The sequence below is a fragment of the Mesorhizobium sp. M7A.F.Ca.US.006.01.1.1 genome, from assembly GCF_003997935.1.
Classification (GTDB): domain Bacteria; phylum Pseudomonadota; class Alphaproteobacteria; order Rhizobiales; family Rhizobiaceae; genus Mesorhizobium.
Window position 1 is genome coordinate 1 of record NZ_RZQL01000146.1, and the last position, 18,361, is coordinate 18,361.

Annotated in this window: 13 protein-coding genes and 3 pseudogenes; 12 read left to right on the forward strand and 4 right to left on the reverse strand. The window is 55.1% G+C overall.

Features of this window, described 5'->3' with window-relative positions:
- The 4 genes from EN943_RS23385 to EN943_RS23400 all read left to right on the forward strand — a co-directional run.
- A partial coding sequence (locus tag EN943_RS23385) for a transporter substrate-binding domain-containing protein (RefSeq protein ID WP_127414815.1) occupies nt 1-537 on the forward strand: 537 nt, incomplete at its 5' end.
- Nucleotides 538-597: 60 nt separating this feature from the next.
- Complete coding sequence (locus EN943_RS23390; RefSeq protein ID WP_063170377.1) at nt 598-1,572, forward strand: amino acid ABC transporter permease; 975 nt, start codon at nt 598-600, stop codon at nt 1,570-1,572.
- 94 nt (nt 1,573-1,666) lie between these two features.
- The gene (locus EN943_RS23395) at nt 1,667-2,410 is read left to right on the forward strand and encodes an amino acid ABC transporter ATP-binding protein (protein ID WP_135921822.1); all 744 of its coding nucleotides are present in this window, start codon (nt 1,667-1,669) and stop codon (nt 2,408-2,410) included.
- A gap of 352 nt (nt 2,411-2,762) precedes the next feature.
- A complete protein-coding gene (locus EN943_RS23400; protein WP_063170375.1) occupies nt 2,763-5,102 on the forward strand; it encodes a penicillin acylase family protein in 2,340 nt (779 codons plus the stop codon).
- An 830-nt stretch (nt 5,103-5,932) separates the two neighbouring features.
- Here the strand turns inward: EN943_RS23400 and EN943_RS23405 are convergent.
- Together EN943_RS23405 and EN943_RS37715 are read right to left on the reverse strand one after the other, a co-directional pair.
- Nucleotides 5,933-7,389: pseudogene (locus EN943_RS23405) on the reverse strand (MFS transporter).
- Nucleotides 7,390-7,544: 155 nt separating this feature from the next.
- Nucleotides 7,545-7,700, reverse strand: coding sequence for a hypothetical protein (locus EN943_RS37715; RefSeq protein ID WP_164548527.1), 156 nt, complete (start codon nt 7,698-7,700; stop codon nt 7,545-7,547).
- 258 nt (nt 7,701-7,958) lie between these two features.
- Here EN943_RS37715 and EN943_RS23415 point away from each other — a divergent pair, with 258 nt between their 5' ends.
- Nucleotides 7,959-9,134 (forward strand): Xaa-Pro peptidase family protein, encoded by a 1,176-nt coding sequence (locus tag EN943_RS23415; protein ID WP_063169317.1) that lies wholly within the window; start codon nt 7,959-7,961, stop codon nt 9,132-9,134.
- Nucleotides 9,135-9,136: 2 nt separating this feature from the next.
- Here EN943_RS23415 and EN943_RS23420 read toward each other — a convergent pair.
- Both EN943_RS23420 and EN943_RS37720 read right to left on the reverse strand, forming a co-directional pair.
- Nucleotides 9,137-9,768, reverse strand: a pseudogene (locus EN943_RS23420) (IS5 family transposase).
- An 85-nt stretch (nt 9,769-9,853) separates the two neighbouring features.
- Nucleotides 9,854-10,024, reverse strand: a complete 171-nt coding sequence (locus EN943_RS37720) for a hypothetical protein (RefSeq protein ID WP_164548526.1) — start codon at nt 10,022-10,024, stop codon at nt 9,854-9,856.
- Nucleotides 10,025-10,467: 443 nt separating this feature from the next.
- Between EN943_RS37720 and EN943_RS23425 the strand changes: the two genes are divergently transcribed.
- The 7 genes and pseudogenes from EN943_RS23425 to EN943_RS23450 form a co-directional block, all read left to right on the forward strand.
- Complete coding sequence (locus tag EN943_RS23425; protein ID WP_127414816.1) at nt 10,468-11,631, forward strand: M20 aminoacylase family protein; 1,164 nt, start codon at nt 10,468-10,470, stop codon at nt 11,629-11,631.
- 62 nt (nt 11,632-11,693) lie between these two features.
- A complete protein-coding gene (locus tag EN943_RS23430) occupies nt 11,694-12,800 on the forward strand; it encodes an ABC transporter substrate-binding protein (protein ID WP_063169315.1) in 1,107 nt (368 codons plus the stop codon).
- A gap of 190 nt (nt 12,801-12,990) precedes the next feature.
- A complete protein-coding gene (locus tag EN943_RS23435; RefSeq protein WP_224570037.1) occupies nt 12,991-14,079 on the forward strand; it encodes an ABC transporter ATP-binding protein in 1,089 nt (362 codons plus the stop codon).
- 20 nt (nt 14,080-14,099) lie between these two features.
- The gene (locus EN943_RS23440; protein ID WP_063169314.1) at nt 14,100-15,878 is read left to right on the forward strand and encodes an ABC transporter permease subunit; all 1,779 of its coding nucleotides are present in this window, start codon (nt 14,100-14,102) and stop codon (nt 15,876-15,878) included.
- Between the two features lie 24 nt (nt 15,879-15,902).
- Entirely contained in the window at nt 15,903-16,145 is a 243-nt protein-coding gene (locus EN943_RS37725; protein WP_127273917.1) for a hypothetical protein, read from the forward strand.
- Between the two features lie 319 nt (nt 16,146-16,464).
- Nucleotides 16,465-17,460, forward strand: coding sequence for a succinylglutamate desuccinylase/aspartoacylase family protein (locus tag EN943_RS23445; RefSeq protein ID WP_063169313.1), 996 nt, complete (start codon nt 16,465-16,467; stop codon nt 17,458-17,460).
- A gap of 453 nt (nt 17,461-17,913) precedes the next feature.
- Nucleotides 17,914-18,361 (forward strand): annotated as a pseudogene (locus tag EN943_RS23450) (methylaspartate ammonia-lyase); the annotation flags it as partial.

Genomic DNA, 18,361 nt, shown 5'->3' on the forward strand with positions numbered 1-18,361 from the left:
GGTCAAATGACGCCGACCAACGATCGCGCCAAAAAATTCGCCTTCCCGGCCATGTACTTCTACGAAGGCGAAGTCGCTGTCGTTCACAAGGATAGCAAAGCGACGAAGCCTTCCGACCTGGAGGGCAAGATCGTCGGCGTCCGAGCGGGAACTCTTGGCGATTTGTATGCCAATCACAAGCTCACACCGGCATGGATCGGCGCTAAGCCAATACAATATCAATTTACAGCGGGCCAAGTGAAGGCTTATCCAAGTGCTAACTCTCTTACGCTTGACGACCTGCGCCTCGGCGATGGTGTTCGTCTCGATGGCGTCATTACTGAAGGAACGACGGCGGCTGCGGCAATCAAATCTGGCTATCCATTGAAGGTTATTGGCGATCCCTTATTCTACGCCCCGGGCGCTGTCACAATCGAGCGTGGCGATAAGGAGTTTATCGACAAGGTCGCTGCCGCGGTCAAGAAGATGAAGGATGACGGCACTCTTGCTAAACTCTCGGTCAAGTGGTTCGGGGGGGATTTCAGCGTCGATAAATAACATGACACAATCGTGGGCGTCCCCTTCCCGGGGGCGCCTCTTCTTAGGAAGAAAATGCTTATGCTTTACCACGATACAGTTGAATCTGAGGTGCTCGTCCACAAGCCATGGTTTATCGGCTGCATATTTGCAATTGTGCTCGCGGTTTTTCTTATCTTCAACGTAGCGGGCACCACGATGGGCGAACTCCTACGGCCCGTGATTGGCGATCACGCACAAGTGAAGTTTTACAGTCGCATTGCGATCGCTTTTGTAATTGCCGCAATGTTCTGCCTCAACCTCGTGCTGATTGGTTTTGTCCCGCTCAAAATCCAAATCGGGATCGTATGGTTTGAGTTGGTGCTACTGTTCCTTTCGCTCTTCGCGGCATTTGACTTAAGCATGCCATTTATTTGGGCAAACCTGCCATTTCTAATTACGCAGGGGGTAGTTACTACAGTTTACGTATCAGCGATGTCACTGCTATTTGCGTCGGCTATCGCAATAATCGGCGCGATTGCGAAACTGTCAAGCAACGGCATGGCTTACGCGATAGTCAGCTTCTACACTTCATGCTTCCGGGGTCTGCCGCTTCTCATGCAGGTTTATCTGATCTACATGGGCTTGCCCCAGGTAGGTTACGTTATTAATGCCGTGCCTGCAGGCGTGTTGGCGCTTTCGCTATGCAGTGGTGCCTACATGACGGAGATCTTCCGTTCGGGCATAGCCAGCATCGATCGCGGCCAGTGGGAGGCATCCCGGTCATTAGGTTTCGGCTTTGCGCTCACAATGCGCAGAATCATTCTGCCGCAAGCGCTTCCGGTTATCATTCCCCCGATGGGAAACACGTTCATCTCAATGCTCAAAGACAGCTCTCTCGTTTCGGTTCTTGGCGTTTGGGAGCTGACGTATCTAGCTCACTCACTCGGCCAGCCAACCTTCCATACTATGGAGATGCTAGTAACAGCGGCAATGATTTATTGGATTTTATCCGCCTGCCTGGAACTGGTCCAATCCCGGATCGAGGACCATTTTGCCAGAAGTAAGAAGCGATGATCGTGAATTCATTGGTCAAGCTAAAAAAGACGTCTAAGTTGGTTCGGCCATTTTCAAGGCACTTACAGATGCGCCAATGAACAAGAGAGATGCAATATTGAGCGACGAAGTCATCGAAGCTAAGAATGTATCCAAATGGTATGGTGCCTTCAGAGCACTAACTGACATCAACCTAACCGTCCGCAAGGGCGAACGTATCGTCATCTGTGGGCCCTCAGGCTCGGGAAAGTCGACGCTGATCCGTTGCGTCAATCGGCTCGAAGCGCACCAGGATGGCGAGATTACCGTCACTGGGATTAGGTTACATAACAAAATGCGCAACGTAGCTGAAGTTCGCAAAAGCGTCGGCATGGTTTTTCAGCACTTTAATCTTTTCCCGCACATGACCGTGCTGATGAACTGTATGGCGGCGCCGATGTGGATAAAGGGCGTTCCAGAGGGTGAGGCTAGAAAGATCGCGCTTAAATTCCTAGAGCGCGTGCGCATTCCCGAACAGGCGAACAAATATCCGGCTCAGCTCTCCGGGGGACAGCAGCAGCGCGTCGCAATTGCCCGGTCCCTCTGTATGGAGCCTGCAGTCATGCTCTTCGATGAGCCGACCTCCTCGCTCGATCCAGAGATGGTCGCTGAAGTGCTCGAGACTGTGACCGGACTCGCACGCGACGGCATGACCATGGTATGCGTCACCCACGAGATGGGCTTTGCGCGCGCCGTGGCCGATCGAGTAATCTTCATGGATCGAGGTGAGATCGTCGAAGAGGGTACACCGCACGACTTCTTCAGAAACCCGCAGCACGAAAGAACGAAATTGTTTCTCAGCCAGATCTTGTCGCATTGAGGGAGCCATCCTTCAACGAGGCCGTTCGACCGAGTTACTGTGTATCGAATGCGTTGCCTCAGGCCAGCGAGACAACATGTGCGGATATTGTATTCGTACGTATTGGCTGACATACATCAGAGCGTTCTCGGCAAGCGCCTCGTTCCCGGAAGCGCGAGAGTAGGATCCCGCTGAGCTTGTGCGCAGCCCACCGTGCCAGTTCGCGTCCAGGCGCGCTGAGGATTGGCTCGCCACACATGATCAGGTTGCAAGAGTGCGGCCTCAACCCTCTGCCCGCAACCGACCACAATCTGCAGACGTCGTCCTCTGGCAGATTCCCGACCATCTTTGGGTGAACCAAACGGATCAACACATGTTAAAGAACATAACCTTCGACCGCCACAGCTCCGACAAGCTTAAGAGTGAGGTCACGATCGACATTGATAAATGGGGGGTTCCTCATATCAAGGCTCAGAACTTGCACGACCTATTTTTCGCGCAGGGTTGGAATGCAGCTCGAGACCGCCTCTGGCAAATTGATATTGCGCGCAAACGAGGTCTCGGTCTCCTGTCACGAGACTTTGGCCCCGGATATTTGGAGCAGGATCGGGCGGCGCGTCTCTTTTTATTTCGCGGAGCCATGAGTGCAGAATGGCAGGCGTACGGCCCGGATTCCGAAGAGATATGCTCAGCGTTTGCCGAGGGGATCAATTCCTACGTAGACAGTTGCCATGACGGTTTGATTGCCTTGCCACCCGAGTTTGGCCTCCTCGGTCACACTCCCGACTATTGGAAACCCGAAGACGTCGTTCGCGTGCGAACGCACTCACTAACCCGAAATGCGATTTCGGAGCTTCTGCGCTGCAGGGTGATGGCATTGGCAGGTGTGGAACGAGGTACCCGCCTCGACAGGTTGAGACAAGAATTGTCACCTCCGATAGCGCCACGACCAGCGGAGGGCCTTGACCTCGCCTTTATGACAGATCGAGTACTGCAGGATTTTCGCTTGGCAATCTGTCCCGTCTCATTCTCGAGGGAAAGACTTGCAGCAAGTCTTCAGGAAGCTGACCGTTGGACCCGCGTAACACCGAGTGATGAGATCATGCAGACGGTGTTCCAAGAGGGCTCAAACAACTGGGCCATATCCGCAACAAAAACCACAACGGAGCGACCAATCCTTGCTCTAGACCCGCATCGCAAGCACGTCCTTCCGTCCATCAGGTATCTTGTACACCTGAGTATGCCCGGGCTCGATGTAATTGGCGCTGGAGAGCCTATGATCCCAGGAATCTCCATGGGTCACAACGGGACAGCCGCCTTTGGTCTGACTATTTTCGGCGCTGACCAAGAAGATATTTATGTTTACGAAACCAAGAGTGAGGGAAATAAATACTTATATAAAGGGGCCTGGGAGCAGGTGAAGACTATACACGAGAAAATTCCAGTTCGCGCCCACACCGACCAGGAGGTAAAGCTTCAGTTCACACGCCATGGACCCATTTTAAACCAAAATGCTGAAAAAGACCGCGCCTTCGCACTGAGAACCGTATGGATGGATCCCGGCATGGCACCTTACATGGCCAGCTTGGCCGTAATGCGCTCTAAGACATTTTCAGAATACACCTCCAGTCTAGCAAACTGGGGTTGTCCTTCAGTTAATCACATCTATGCGGACACGTCGAATGTAATTGCGTGGAAACCGTCAGGTGCGGCTCCGGTCCGAAGAAATTGGGACGGCCTGCTTCCGGTTCCAGGAGACGGTCGGTTCGAATGGGAAGGGTATTTGTCACCGGACGATGGGCCGTTCGAGATGAACCCCGCCAAAGGTTTTGTCGCCACTGCCAACGCAATGAATGTTCCGGAGGAATGGAGTAGATCGCATCCTGCTTTTGGCTACGAGTGGTCTGACAGCAGCAGACATGATACCCTTCATACAACTCTCTCACGATCAGAGAAGATCTCGTTGCGGGACTGCATGTCGCTGCAATGTTCGGTGTATTCGCCGATAGCAGTTCGTATTCTTGCGAAACTAGACACTCTTCTCGGTTCGGTTGCAAACATGCCTGCGTTGCACTTATTTTCTAACTGGGACCGGCATTTGGATGCGAGTTCGCCAGCCGCCGCGTTCTTTGAGATTTGGCTTAGCAAACACCTTGGCCCGACAGTAGCTCGCTTAGAAAGCGCTGACGATGAAGTGTTGGCACTGCTCGTGCCTTTACAGCCTTCGGCCATAGCCTCTTGGCTCGAACAGGCAGAGCCTAGTGAAAAGTTGAAGCATTCCATAATGGAATCCCTAACTTCTGCCTGGAGTGAATGCATATGTCGATTTGGCGACGATTCTGCCTCATGGGCATGGGGCAGTATACATAAGCTTGATTTGCGCCACCCTCTGCAGGCACTGACGTCTGAACAATGGTCGTTGGGCGCCATAGCCCTCGGCGGAAGTAGCTCAACGCTCAATTTTTCGAGTTACCGAAGCGGCCAATTCTCTGTTTCAGAAGGACCGTCAGTGCGGATAATCATGGACGTTGGGTCATGGGATGACAGTCTCTTTATTAACAATCCAGGTCAGTCGGGTGTTCCGATCTCAAGTCATTATCGTGACCTCAATCACGATTGGCAACGGGGCGAATACAAGCCCTTGTTATATTCAGAGGAGTCCATACGGAGGGAGCTCGAACATAGGGTCGTCCTGTCTCCCGCTGACTGTTGAGGATGCGACAGTATAGGCCGCTTACCATTGTAGCAGGAACATATCGGTCGAACTCACCTGGCGGCAAGGTGAGGATCGACACTTTAGCGCCCGCCGGCCGACTTTGATATTGACAGCGGAACGCCCGGCCGGAATCTGGATGCGCTTGTGGGGCAATGATCCCGCTGGTGTGCGGCGACCACCCCTGATCGTCACGAGCAGGGCCGTCGCGGCCTCCAATAATGTTGCAGGAGACTTAGAAGCGGGATGTCCCGCATTGGCAATTGCTCTGCCTTGGGGCCATAGGGAAGAGGGGTAAGGTGCTGGCCCGACCACCGGAGAGCGCGTCTGTTACTACAAGGCTCGATCGCGGCCGCATCACGGCCCTCGGCGGCTGCCGATAACGCGCGCTTCGGGCGCTACCAGTACGCATTGGCGATAATCGCATCTGCTGTAGGAGAGCACTTGATTCGAGACTGACAGTGCGACGGTCAACAGGGTTCGCTATCATTGTCGAGCCGAGTTCAAGAATGGACACATACCTCAGGGAGGACCTTTCAGGGGGCAGACCATTGTCTGTCTCCTCATCCGAGAAACAAGCTAACCTCGCAGAGAGTGGCATCAGGGCAACACGTCATTGTCCTTCGATGCGACTGAATATCGACGACTTCAACGCGGCTTGCCGCCTTCGCGTATAGCCGCAGGACCTTGAATGCCGGGAACCAGCCGAGAAATGTTGGCGGTGGGTGAGCGCCTTTCATTTTTCAAGTCCGCTACATTCTGTCTGTCATATACCCGAAGGCGGCGATGCTTGTTGCCCGCCCGATGTGGTTAGCAGTTGACGTGCCTTCTTATGTATCTTCATTCAGCCTGCGGTGGCACGCTGGCCGTTTCGTTGAATGGCGGGGGAAAAAAGGCGTTGATGACTCAGGCTTGCGTGGAGCACTCGTGGGGCGCTCGATTGACAATGTTATTCGTGGAGAATGCTTTCCTTTGTGGAGGAGGATGATTCTCTCGTCCAGTTCCTTGTCGGCCTCGGTAAGGCGATGATTCAGGCGAAGGTAGTCGGTCCAGGTCGGCGTACGGAATGTCTCCGTCCATAGCACAGGCTCCTGAAGGTTGCGCTGGAGAGTCCAGTGCCGAGCACCAACGCGACTCTGTACATGCCGGCACCCGCGCATGGCGAGGAATTCTTCTAGATTTTCCACGAGTATGAGGTACTCGACTTTGACCACGATGGGGCCGCTTCTCGGCTTGAGACTGAGGGCGACTGCCGGCGCGTCGAATTCCTCCAAAGGGTCGGGCTCGGCCTCGCGACCCTCGCGAAGGGGAAACAGGACGCCGCTCGCAATGGAAGAGGCAGTGCCAGAAAAAGGGAGCACGCCGCACAGGCGACGCATGCCAGCGTCATTAGTTGCTCTTCTGACAAGCTCCGTCTTAATAGGCTGTTGGCGACGCCAGCCATGACGGCGCCTGTGCCGAAGCCGGCGATGATGGTGCCATAGGCGAGCGGTCCTTCGCCCAGCTGATCGCGGACAACCAATGGCAGCAGTGCGAGTATGGCGATGCCCGACAGGCCAAAGAAGGTTCCGCGGGCGATCGCCGTCTTGATTTCCGATGACATCGCTGTGAAGCGCAGCCTGTCATAGATGGCCGTCCTCATTGACTCACGTGGGAGAAGTGAGGAGCGAACCTTCCATTTGCATCGCCATATGGTGACCAAAGGGATCATATAGGTGAGTGTAAACATAGCGAAAGCCGTCATAAGTCCGAACGACGCAATCATGATGCCGCGAGCGCCGGTCCCACGGTCCGTGCAGTGTTGAAGCCAATGGAGAGGAGGGTGACGGCAGCGGGAACTTCGCGTCGGTCCACAATATCGCCAACAGAAGCCTGCCAGGCGGTATCGTTGAGCGCGGCACCACTTGCGATCAAGAAGCTGAAGCCGAAGATCATCCACGGGGCGATAAAGCCCAGCACCACTGAAGCCGTAGCATCGCGGATGCTATTACCATTAGGCATCGGCCGGCGAACATGACTCTTCGACGGCTGAAGTTGTCGGCGAGAACCCCTAGCGAAAATGGACAAAATGAAAGCGGGCAGGTTAGACGAAGCCTGCTCGAGCGCAACCATCAGATCGGAGGTCGGAACCGTTGCCATTAGCCAGCTGATAGCAACGGTCTGCATCAGCCAGCCAAGGGAAGAGACTTGAGAGGCTAAACCAGATTGAGCGAAATGTCGTATTCCTGAGCGGCGCAAACGTCTTCGGCGAAACTACATCCGCATCTGCGCCCGCCGCTTTGCTCATTGCTCCGACCGATTCGGTTCCGCCAAGCTTAACCACTTCGCGCGACACGATCCTCTTACACGTCGGATGCGCCAAATGCAGTCTTTGTATTAGTGTCATCTGGTAGCGAGATGCGGAGGTGGCGGCGGAGAGCCGTCGCTGGTGTCGCAGCGGCCTTACATCAGTGCAAACATGCTGTTGCGTGGCGCCGGCACAGTTCCCCCGGCGTCGGCGGCTTCGCCGGCAAGAATGCGAAGGCGCGCCGACTCGCTGCCAAGCTCAAGGTCGTCAGCATGGTTCTTCTGGCCGAGGCTGACGAGCTTGCCGAGCAACTCGGCGCCTTTGTCGGCGATCCTCTGGCGAGAACAAAGCTGTCGGAGACCAGCGTTGCCTGCATTGAGCGGCCGATGAAGGCACTATGCGCATCTCGCTGCGAGATGCAGCCGATATAAAAACAGCATTTGACGCTAGCCGCCAGGAAAGGGGATTGTCACCCCGCATGAGCCGGCGAAGCTTTTGTTCAATTTCGAACATGGACGCGATCGCGCGTTTTGCGCAACCAAACCACGACACACTGATTGAGGTGAGATATGGCGACGACACGCTCCGCAATTCCTCTGACTGGTGTACCGTTTCCGATATCAGAGTATGAGCGCCGGCAAAACAATGTGCTGGATGCGGTTGCTACGGCAGGCTTGGACGCAATCGTAGTAACGGCGCACGGCCACTTGAAGTATCTCAGCGGCTACGATGGGAGCGGTGGATATTTCGCGCCTTTCCCTCTTATTCTGATGCCGGGTCGGGTCCCGATATTTGTTGTCCGAGAATATGACGAGCAGGCAGTACGTTCATATAGCTGCATCGAGGAAATTGAAACCTATACACATCAGCCTGATTTTGGCAGGGTCTGCGCCGATGTATTGCGTCGACTCGGACTGGACAATAAGCGAGTCGGTTTCGAGCTTGGCTGCTGGAATCTCGCGCCCGCCGACGTGCGCGCAGTCCAAGACCAGCTCCCGGATCTGAAGATTACTGACGTCACCCGACTGGTCTCGTCAGTGTCAGCAGTGAAAGGAGAACTTGAGTTGGCGTGTATGCGCGATGCTGTTCGACTCACTGACGTGGCAATTCGAACCTTTCAGCAATCGCTTCGTCCCGGCATTACGGAGATCGAAATGGCAGCGGCCCTAGCTGCGGCGGTAACAAACGACCCCAGCAACGCCGCTGGGGATATCGGGCTTGCGCCGGGTACCATTTTGTTTGGAGAGCGAGTGAAGTTGCCCCATGCGCCAGCGACCCATCATCCTCTCAGCAACAACGAACCTGCCTTTCTGGAGATAGGGGCTTCGAAACACGGGTATACAGTGGGAATGGTTCGATGCGCAGTCCTTGGCAAACATCCCGAAACCGAATCTTTGCACGGCTTGGCTGAAGAGGTCATTGCGGCCCTTGTCTCCTCGATTCGACCAGGTGCTACGCCGGCGGACGTTCACGCTGCTGGGGGCGAGGTGTTGAAGCGATCTGGACGCAAGGGCGTCTTCCGCCAACGAACAGGATACCAAACTGGCATCAATTGGACTGAGCGCGGCGACCTAAGCCTGGAGCCCGATGTAAATGAACCACTCCGAGCTGGCATGACCCTGCACATGCCAAACATTTTGTGCAGCGAAAGTGGCTACCTATTTGGTGCCGGCGCACACGTGCTCGTGACAGAGCGCGGCGCGGAACTCCTGAGCGAAATCCCGCCAACACTTTATCGGGCGTGATGCTAGGCGGCGTGGACAAATTTGAGCCAGTATCTGGCGGTGGCTAGGTAGACCATTCCGAGGAAGCTATTGGCCAATTGATCGTAGCGGGTGGCAATGGCCCGGTTGATTTTGAGGTGGCCGAACATGCGCTCGATTCGGTTCCGCTGCTTGTAGAGCGCCCGGTCATACTCGATCTTCACGCGGCGGTTTGATCGGCCGGGTATGACGGGTTTAATCTTCCGCTCGGCGAGATCGGCGCGAATGGTATCGGCATCGTAGCCCTTGTCCGCAAGGAAGGCGTCCGGTGCACGAGTCCCCCTTTTCCGCCCGCTGCCGAGACATGGGCGCGAACTGTGGTGCTGTCGATGCTGTAGTGGCCGCTGTCCGCCATGACCTCGGCGAGCATTACCGCCACGGTCTCCCAGACCCCGGCCTCGCTCCAGCGTCGGAACCGACGATAGATGGTGTTCCAACTGCCGTATTTGGGCGGGACATCCCGCCATGGAGCGCCGCAGCGGAGCCGCCAGAGAATGCCGTTGATGATCGAACGATTCTGCTTGGGAGGTCTACCTCGGCCGCGTTTGTCAGGGTCGATGGGCAGCAAGCCCTTGAGAACACGCCATTCTGCTTCGGTGAGATCGCCCCTGCTCAAACCTGCCTCCAAAAAGCAGCCTTGAATCAATCCTCTTGGGCTACGTCAATCGCATCGACGTCCGAAATTCCGTAAGGCGGATATACTATTCCGCCAAGGTGATGGACAGTTCGAGAGGGCTGTCGCTATCCGCGAAAAATCGGCTGCCATCCTCAAACTCGATCACCACCTCTCCATCGCGGTGGCGCATGACACGGCGAACAACCTTGCCAATCAGCATCGACGTAGCTCGTTCGCTCTCTTCTTCCAGTGTCATTCCCAATGCTAACAACCCGATCGCAGGAAAGCGACCCTGCTAACATCGAATTTGTCCACGCCGCCTAGGGTCTGCGGTTTGCGGATTGAGTGGCAAAGCGCATGCAGTCCTGGAAAGTAGGTCGTGGGAGGGGGAGGAGTGTCGCGATGGTGACAGCTCTTCCTACTCAGACCTTTGCCATTGGCCGTTGCCAGCAGAGCCAGAGTTTATGATTGCCAGCACTTCGCAGCTGGTCCTCTAAGGCCGAAGCTTATCCATTTGAGGGCAAACGGCTTGTTATCGGGTCGCAGTCGCCGGCGCCAACACCGAGGCCTGAACGCGGGGCTATCTCGGTTCTAGATGGTTACGATATCCAAACTGCATTTGACGAAAACACCGGTGGCATCGATCATTAATTACGCACCGGCGCCTGATCCAAATTACTCAAATGCGGGAACGTGCCTATGGTTGGCGTTGACAGGTTCAAGGAGATCGAGATCGAAGCGATGACTTGGCGCCGGTACCTGCACGAGAATCCGGAGCTTGACTATCGGGTGAATGACACAGCGGCATTTGTGGCGGAAAAGCTGGCTTCCTTCGGGATTAACCACATCGAGTGCAGGATAGCTGAAAACGGCGTGGTTGCGTTGATCCAAGGTCAACTCGGAGATGGGCCCACTATCGGGTTGCGGGCCGACATGGACGCTCTGCCTATACTCGAAGCTTCAGGCAAACCTTGGACGTCGAAAAGGTCCGGACAGATGCACGCGTGTGGTCACGACGGGCATACTGCAATGCTCCTTGGCGCCGCGAAATACCTCGCCGCGACCCGGAACTTCAAAGGGTCCGTTGCCCTGATCTTCCAACCTGCCGAGGAAGATGGCCGCGGCGGCCAAAGAATGGTCCAGGAGGGGATCATGGACCGTTTCGGGATATCTCAGGTCTTTGGCATGCACAATTGGCCAGGCATGGAGGTTGGTGCGTTCGGCATTTGCGAAGGTTCGATTTTTGCCGCGCTCGACGAGTTCGATATTGTGGTCAAAGGCAGAGGGGGTCACGCGGCCGCTCCCCATCTGACAATTGACCCCGTCGTTGTTGCAGCTCAGATCATTTTAGGCTTGCAGACACTAGTCTCACGCAACACGGACCCCACCGAGTCCCTGGTGATCTCCGTCACAAAGCTGAACGCCGGACAAGCTTACAACATCATTCCCGAACGCGCGGAGATTGCCGGAACAGTCAGGACACTGTCACCGATTTTGCGCGACTTCGCTGAAAAACAGATTGAGGCGTGCGCGGAAAATATTGCACGCGCTTCCGGGGCGAAGGTCGAGTTTCAGCATCGCCGCCTGGAGCCCCTCACTGTCAATCATCCCGATCAAACGCGTCGGGCAACAGAGGTGGCGCGTGCTCTGGTCGGCCATTCATCGGTGAACCCCAAAGTCAAACCTAGTTTGGGGTCAGAGGACTTCGCGTACATGCTAGAGGCGCGGCCGGGGGCATGTATACTGCTTGGAAATGGATCGACTGCTGCTCTCCATAATCCAACCTACGACTTTAACGATGAAGCACTGCCATACGGCATTGGATACTGGGTCAACTTGGCCGAGGCTGCTCTAGCACCATGACATTGTCCAAGCAAAACAACCTTGGCTAATCAAGGCTGAGATCACAAGAAGAGGGTAACGACATGAAATACGAAATAAATCGCCGACGATTGCTGCAGGCGACATCGACCGCCATGGCGGCTGGCGCTCTGTCTTCAATTGCGGGCCGCGTTGCGGCCCAAACACCCAACCAGATCAACGTAGTGCTAGGCGGCGGCGATTGGGGAAAGGCTAACATTGAGGCTTACGCTAAGCCATTTGAAGCTGAGACCGGTATCAAGGTCAACCCAATCACCGACGACATGGGTATGGGACAGGTCGAGTTGATGGTAAAATCGGGCAATGTCACGGTAGATGTCGGGGCGCTTACGCAAGGGTCCGGCTTGGTCGCAGCTAAGAAAGGAATTCTTGAAGAAATTGATTACTCCTTGTTCAGGAAAGAAGAGCTAGACGGAATTTATGAATTTGCCAAGCAACCGTTTGGCGTGGCAAATTTGATTTACTCATATAATATGGTATATAGCACAGACGTATTCCCAGCTGATAAACCCCGGCCGACAAACTGGGCTGAATTCTGGGATGCTGATAAGTTTCCCGGCGTTCGCACCTTGGTGTCCGGCCAGTTTGGTTCAGAAGGACCCTGGGAAGAGGCCCTGTTAGCGGACGGTGTATCTCCCGATAAGCTCTACCCGATGGATATCGACCGGGTGTTTGCCAGTTTGGACAAAATAAAGCCGCACATCCGTAAGTGGTGGAGCAGCGGATCAGAGATTCAACAGATGTTGCATGATAAGGTCGTTGACATCGCTCAATCGTATGACGGAAGAGCTCTACTGTTGATCGATCAGGGCGCCGCGACGGAGATCAATCGAAACCAGGCGAAGCTGCAGTGGGATTATTGGGTCATTCCAAAGGGTTCACCCAACGCGAAGGCTGCGCAGAAGTTTATCGAATTCGCCACTCGCGCGGAACGTCAGGCAGCATTTTGCCAATTGTTTCCTGAGGGACCAAGCAACGGCAATGCGTTCAAACTTCTTCCCGAGAAAGTTGCGCGCAAGCTCCCTACCCACCCAGATTACATCAAGAGCAGCGTTTCCATCAACGGCAAATGGTACAATGAGGTAGGCCCCAGCGGTGTTTCCAACACTGAGATGCTTATCCAGCGGTGGAATGAGTGGATCCTGCAGTAGGGTTGGTTGAAGTGCGAAAGTCCGGTCGGGGTAACTCCATACCGGGCTAAAGTCGAAACTGATGCTGAAAATGTGACGGGGAGCGGGGTAGCCCACTAGCCTCTCCGCTCACGGCATCGGGTACGACGGCAGAAGGTACGGCAAATGCCTGCTAATGCACGCCAGCGATGGTGGAGGAGCCACAGTGAACATGCACGCAATGAATACCGCCCCCCGTTCGGAAGTTGACGCTGCAGATGTGAACCAATCGGTGCCACAAATTCAGTTCAGCAGTGTTACCAAGATGTACGGGAGTGTTCCGGCGGTCAGGGATCTGTCGCTGACCGTGCGTCGCGGCGAGTTCTTGACGATTCTCGGCCCGAGCGGCTCGGGTAAGACCACTACCCTGATGCTCTTGGCCGGCTTTGAGGCCCCGAGTTCGGGTGATATTATGATCGCCGGCCATTCAGTGGCTTCGGTCCCGTCCTACCGGCGCGATCAAGGAATTGTGTTCCAGAGCTATGCGCTGTTCCCGCATCTCACAGTGGCTCGAAACCTGGAATTCCCTCTCGAAATGCGGGGCATGGCTCCCGATCAGAGGAAGGTTCGGGTAGCCCGTATGCTTGAGCGCGTGCATCTAGGGGAATTCGGCGGTCGCATGCCATCCCAATTGAGTGGCGGTCAGCAGCAGCGCGTGGCGCTAGCCCGCGCGCTGATTGCCGATCCACCCTTCCTATTACTTGATGAACCGCTTGGCGCACTCGACCGTAACCTGCGTGAGCAGATGCAGATCGAGATGAAGAGCTTGCACAAGGAGTTCGGTATCACGACGGTGTGCGTTACGCATGACCAGGAGGAGGCGCTTACTCTGTCAGACCGGATTGTTGTAATGCGCGCAGGACGTGTCGAGCAAATCGATACACCAGAGGCCCTCTATGATCGGCCATCATCGTGCTTTGTCGCTAAATTTCTGGGTGAGGCGAACATTCTCGAGGATGCCTTGTTGCTGGCCAGAGGGGGCAACGCGCCGCAAATCGGCACCGTTGCGATGATAAGGCCAGAGCGCATCAGTGTACTTCCGAAGACTGCGGAGTGGGCTCAAACGGACCAGCGGCAATATGTTGCCGGTGCGGTCGACGATATGATTTTTGCCGGCCCTCTGCGAAAATACCATGTTCGCGTTGGCAACAATGTTCTCATCGTCCGGGAACATGTCGCGGCAGACCAACCTGTTTTCCAGCCAGGCGAGGAGGTTTGCCTCACGTGGCTGCGGTCAGACATTCGCTTCGTTTCGCCATAAGCGATTGATAAGGGATATCCATGAAGCTTTTGCGCAGAATGGCCAAGGTGCCACTTGGGTTAACCGCGCCCGCGTTCGCGCTTTTGCTTGTGGTTTTCGGTGCCCCTATAACCTTGCTTTTCCTAAGCAGTGTCAATGCCCCCGATTTCTCGTTCCAATACTACGGAGCGTTTTTCGCCCAGCCAGCTAATGTGCGGGTGCTCTTTCAAACGATAGAAATAAGTCTGGTCGCAACTGCCATCTGCTTAATCGTAGGCTATCCAACCGCGTATCTGATCGTCACGGCATCCAAGACTCTGCGCATGACGCTCATCGCTCTCGTGATCATCCCCTATTTGACCAGTGGGCTGGCGCGTACCTACGCATGGATTGTTATTCTTGGGGATCGCGGGGTCATCAACAACATCTTGCTGGACGTCGGATTGATCGATCGACCTCTGCAACTCATCTATAACCGAACCGCGGTCTATATTGGCATGGTCCACATCATGCTGCCGATGATGATACTTCCCTTGGTTAGTGCGATGATGGGGATCGATCGGTCCTTGATGGCTGCTGCACGCAGTATGGGAGCGGGACCTTTCACCGCTTTCAGGCGTGTATTTCTCCCCCTTAGCATTCCAGGCGCACGGAGTGGCTCGCTCCTAGTTTTTGTGTTCTGCCTAGGATTCTATATCACGCCGGCGGCACTTGGGGGATTGCGCGATGCCATGCTTTCAACCTTCATTGCGGCCGAGGTGAATAGCTCGTTCGATATTCCGCGCATTGCCGCTGCGTCCTTCATCCTTCTCGGGTTTGCCATTGTGGTGCTTTCCATGGTCGGGCTTGACCTCTCCGGCAAACAAGAGCAAAGCCAAACTCGAGCTCCGAAGGGCTCGATGTCCCGACTACCCATTGTTCTTGTTATCAAACGAAACTTCAGCGAAATTCTGCGTCCCTATCGTGTCAAACGGTGGACGGGACGGCGCTACGTGCCTGGGGCGGAAAGGCGATGGCCTAAAGTCGTCGCGATCGTTTTTATCGTTTTGGTGATGGCCTTTCTTTTATTCCCAGGGATAATCGTTGTCATCATGTCGTTCAGTTCCGGGGCATTTTTGCAATTTCCGCCTTCGGGCCTGTCGCTTCAATGGTATCGCTCGTTTTTCGGCGATGCATCTTGGAGCGGAGCAGCTTGGACCAGCGTCGAGATTGGTGTCGAGGTAGCTGTTATTTCTACTCTATTGGGAACACTTGCTGCTTTCGGATTGAGCCGAATAAGCGCAAGACTTCGCGGCGTGCTGACAATGATCATAATCACGCCTATCACCTTTCCAGTTATCGTGGTCGGTATCGCGACTTATCTGGGTCTCATCCAGATTGGTCTAATCGGCACAAAGGGTGGTATCGCCCTCGCTCACAGTATCGGCGCTGTTGGAATTGTGGTGGTGATCGTTTCTGCGACGTTGGCCAACTTCGATCGGACGTTAGAGCAGGCGGCCAAGAGTATGCGTGCCGGACCACTGCAAACGTTTTTTCGCGTAACACTGCCGTTAATCAGGCCGGGAGTGATCGGCGGCGCCATGTTCGCATTCCTCCAGTCATTCGATGAAGCGGTCATAACGTCTTTGGTCGGCGGTCTGTCGGTGCGGACGTTGCCCTTGAAGATGCTGGAGAATATCCGCCACCAAATCGACCCGACGATTGCTGCAGTCGCTTCTCTTTTGATGCTTCTGCCTTTAATCTGGATGCTTGTCCTCTATGCCGTCTGGTGGCGTTCTCGACCGAGCATGCAGCGAACATTACAGGAAGCCGCTGCCTAACTGGCGTGGCAGATCCACTTCCTGATGATGCGTCCGACCTATTCCTACGGACTGGCGACAAGCATCTGTTCGGGGCTTCAACGGGCGGATAAAATGGCCACCTGGTCCAAAACGGAAACCAGTAAAGCTCTTGCAATTATCATCTGGCACATGCGGATCAAGGATTCGGACTATGTCTGGGATCGGCCGGCCTTGCTCGCCAGCAAGCTCAGACCTGCCGATCCTCTTGCTGCGCGCCAGGATGGAATTCGAGGTCAACGGCGCTGACCGGATCGCACAGATCCTTCGCCCGTCTGAACAACGAACAGCTAGCCAACGTCAACCGGCTGATCGCGCGATTTCTGAAATCGGCTACCCACCGCGACTTTGACCTTCCTCCTCCCTTAGTGCACCGGGATCAAGGTGACGAACCAAGGGACAGGTCAGCAGAGCGAGCCCTGGTCATCTGAAAACGCGATGGTGCCGTCTCGGACATTATATTGGCGAAGTGGTGACCGCGTGTGCATAGTTCCAGGCGAAAAAAATAGCCGTGTACAAGACCATATGCCCGGTCAAAGTCGCCAGATCACCCGCAATAGGTTAAGCAATGAACGAAGCACCACATCTTACGTTTGATCTCGATGCGCATGGCGTGAGCAGAGGACACCTCGTTGTGCCGGGAGGCGCCGACCATGAAGAGTTCTCGCTTCCGGTTTTTAGTCTTAATAAGGGCGATGGACCGCGCCTTCTTATCACCGGTGGGAATCATGGCAATGAAATGGAGGGGCCATTAGTCGCGCGGCGGCTTATCGAGTGGCTGCCACAAGCGCAAACCAGTGGTAGGATCATCGTGCTGCCAGTGCTTAATCCATTGGCAGTTCAAGCATGGAGCCGCAATACTCCGCTTGATGGTTTGAATCTGAACCGCGTGTTTCCGGGCCGTGCCGACGGGTCTGTTACGGAACGAATCGCGGATGCGGTTTCACGCGTATTGTTGCCAAATGCCGACATCGTTTTCGATCTGCACAGCTTCGGCCCAACGTGGGATTTTCCCCCGGCGGTCATCACGCATCCAATTGCTGATGCGGATCTCATGGCTAAGACGCTCGCAATGGCAGCGGCATTTAAGCTGCCCGTAACATTGCTCTGGCAACATGACGACACGGCTGGGATGTTCGACAGTTGGGCACATAGCCTAGGGAAGGTATTCGTTTGCGCGGAATTCGGCGGTGGTACGGTTAGCGCAGAAGCTCTAGCGATTTATGAAGCTGGAGTTCGCAACGCGCTCGTTATGCTTGGACTCGTCGAAGGAAAAGTCGAGGACGTGTCTTTCCGTAACAAAAGGTCCAGTCAGACCCTTGAGACGCTGATATCAGACGAGTTGAAATCGCCCGCGCAGGGTATCTTCGAACCTCGCTGCTCTGTGTTGGATGAAGTGAGGTCGGGAGATCTTATAGGTATCCTACACTCTATGGATTCTGTTTCCGCTCCGTCCATTGACATCCGAGCGCCTGGGCCATCAATCGTCCTAGCCATAGGATCGGGCGCGCATGTCGACCGCAATGAAGGGGTAGCCATCCTTGCGCGGCCGCTGCATAACTAGAGGTACAGATTAGCCGCGCCTTGGCCAGCTGTAGTAACTCCGGTATGAAGGCACTGGCCTCGACTGGAGCTTATAGGCCAGCTCCTCGGATCGATCAGCGGCTGATCCTGTCTTCCAAAATCATGCCAAAAAGATTGCTTGATCCTTGATCGCTTGGTTTATACTAACCATGGTTGAAAGTGGCGGTCCGAGATGGGAGCTGGCCGGACGGATTGATCGCCTAGCTTCTGTTATGGAAGCAGGGGCGACGATCCGGCGCACCGCGACCAAGAGGGGAGGCGGACGGTGCCGTCCCCGCTGACGCCCGTAAAACAACTTTATCGTATCTTAAAACGAGATGGGCACGTTCGGGGCTTTATATTGGCAAAACCGATTCCGAACGGGGCATAACTTAGGACAGAGCGCGCAAATCCGGCCGCAGCTCATAGCTTGGCCAAACTCGAGTATAATTCAGTGCAGATCAAAGACGTCATTCTCACGCCCGGCAACGGCGCCTTCTTTTATGACGATCAAGCTGCCATTAGGGCAGGGGTTGGCCAGGACGGTTTTGTTTACGTCGGCGAGCCATTGACGCCCGGCTTCCGTGATATCCGTGTTCCGGCAGCTTGCTTAAGCGTCGGGCTTGTCCTGGAAGACGATATGGTCGCCTGGGGCGATATGATGGGAGTGCAATACTCAGGGGCTGGCGGGCGTGACCCCCTGTTTGACGTCGGAGCCATCATGGATCTCACGTCACGTGTTGTTGTCCCGCGGCTCTTAAACATTGATGCGTCCAGCTTTTTGACAGCCTGCTCCAGTGTCTTCGATCTCCATACTGGGAAACGACTCCCACTATGCATCGAATATGGGGTCAGCCAAGCCCTTTTAAGCGCTGCTGCCCATGCTGCGCGTCGTACCATGG

Bases quoted from the DNA above. Each gene is read 5' to 3' on its own strand.
- EN943_RS23390 (WP_063170377.1), top strand. From the start codon at position 598: ATGCTTTACCACGATACAGTTGAATCTGAGGTGCTCGTCCACAAGCCA.
- EN943_RS23430 (WP_063169315.1), top strand. From the start codon at position 11,694: ATGAAATACGAAATAAATCGCCGACGATTGCTGCAGGCGACATCGACC.
- EN943_RS23435 (WP_224570037.1), top strand. From the start codon at position 12,991: ATGCACGCAATGAATACCGCCCCCCGTTCGGAAGTTGACGCTGCAGAT.
- EN943_RS23445 (WP_063169313.1), top strand. From the start codon at position 16,465: ATGAACGAAGCACCACATCTTACGTTTGATCTCGATGCGCATGGCGTG.
- EN943_RS23425 (WP_127414816.1), top strand. From the start codon at position 10,468: ATGGTTGGCGTTGACAGGTTCAAGGAGATCGAGATCGAAGCGATGACT.
- EN943_RS23400 (WP_063170375.1), top strand. From the start codon at position 2,763: ATGTTAAAGAACATAACCTTCGACCGCCACAGCTCCGACAAGCTTAAG.
- EN943_RS37720 (WP_164548526.1), bottom strand. From the start codon at position 10,024: ATGACACTGGAAGAAGAGAGCGAACGAGCTACGTCGATGCTGATTGGC.
- EN943_RS23415 (WP_063169317.1), top strand. From the start codon at position 7,959: ATGGCGACGACACGCTCCGCAATTCCTCTGACTGGTGTACCGTTTCCG.
- EN943_RS23440 (WP_063169314.1), top strand. From the start codon at position 14,100: ATGAAGCTTTTGCGCAGAATGGCCAAGGTGCCACTTGGGTTAACCGCG.
- EN943_RS37725 (WP_127273917.1), top strand. From the start codon at position 15,903: ATGATGCGTCCGACCTATTCCTACGGACTGGCGACAAGCATCTGTTCG.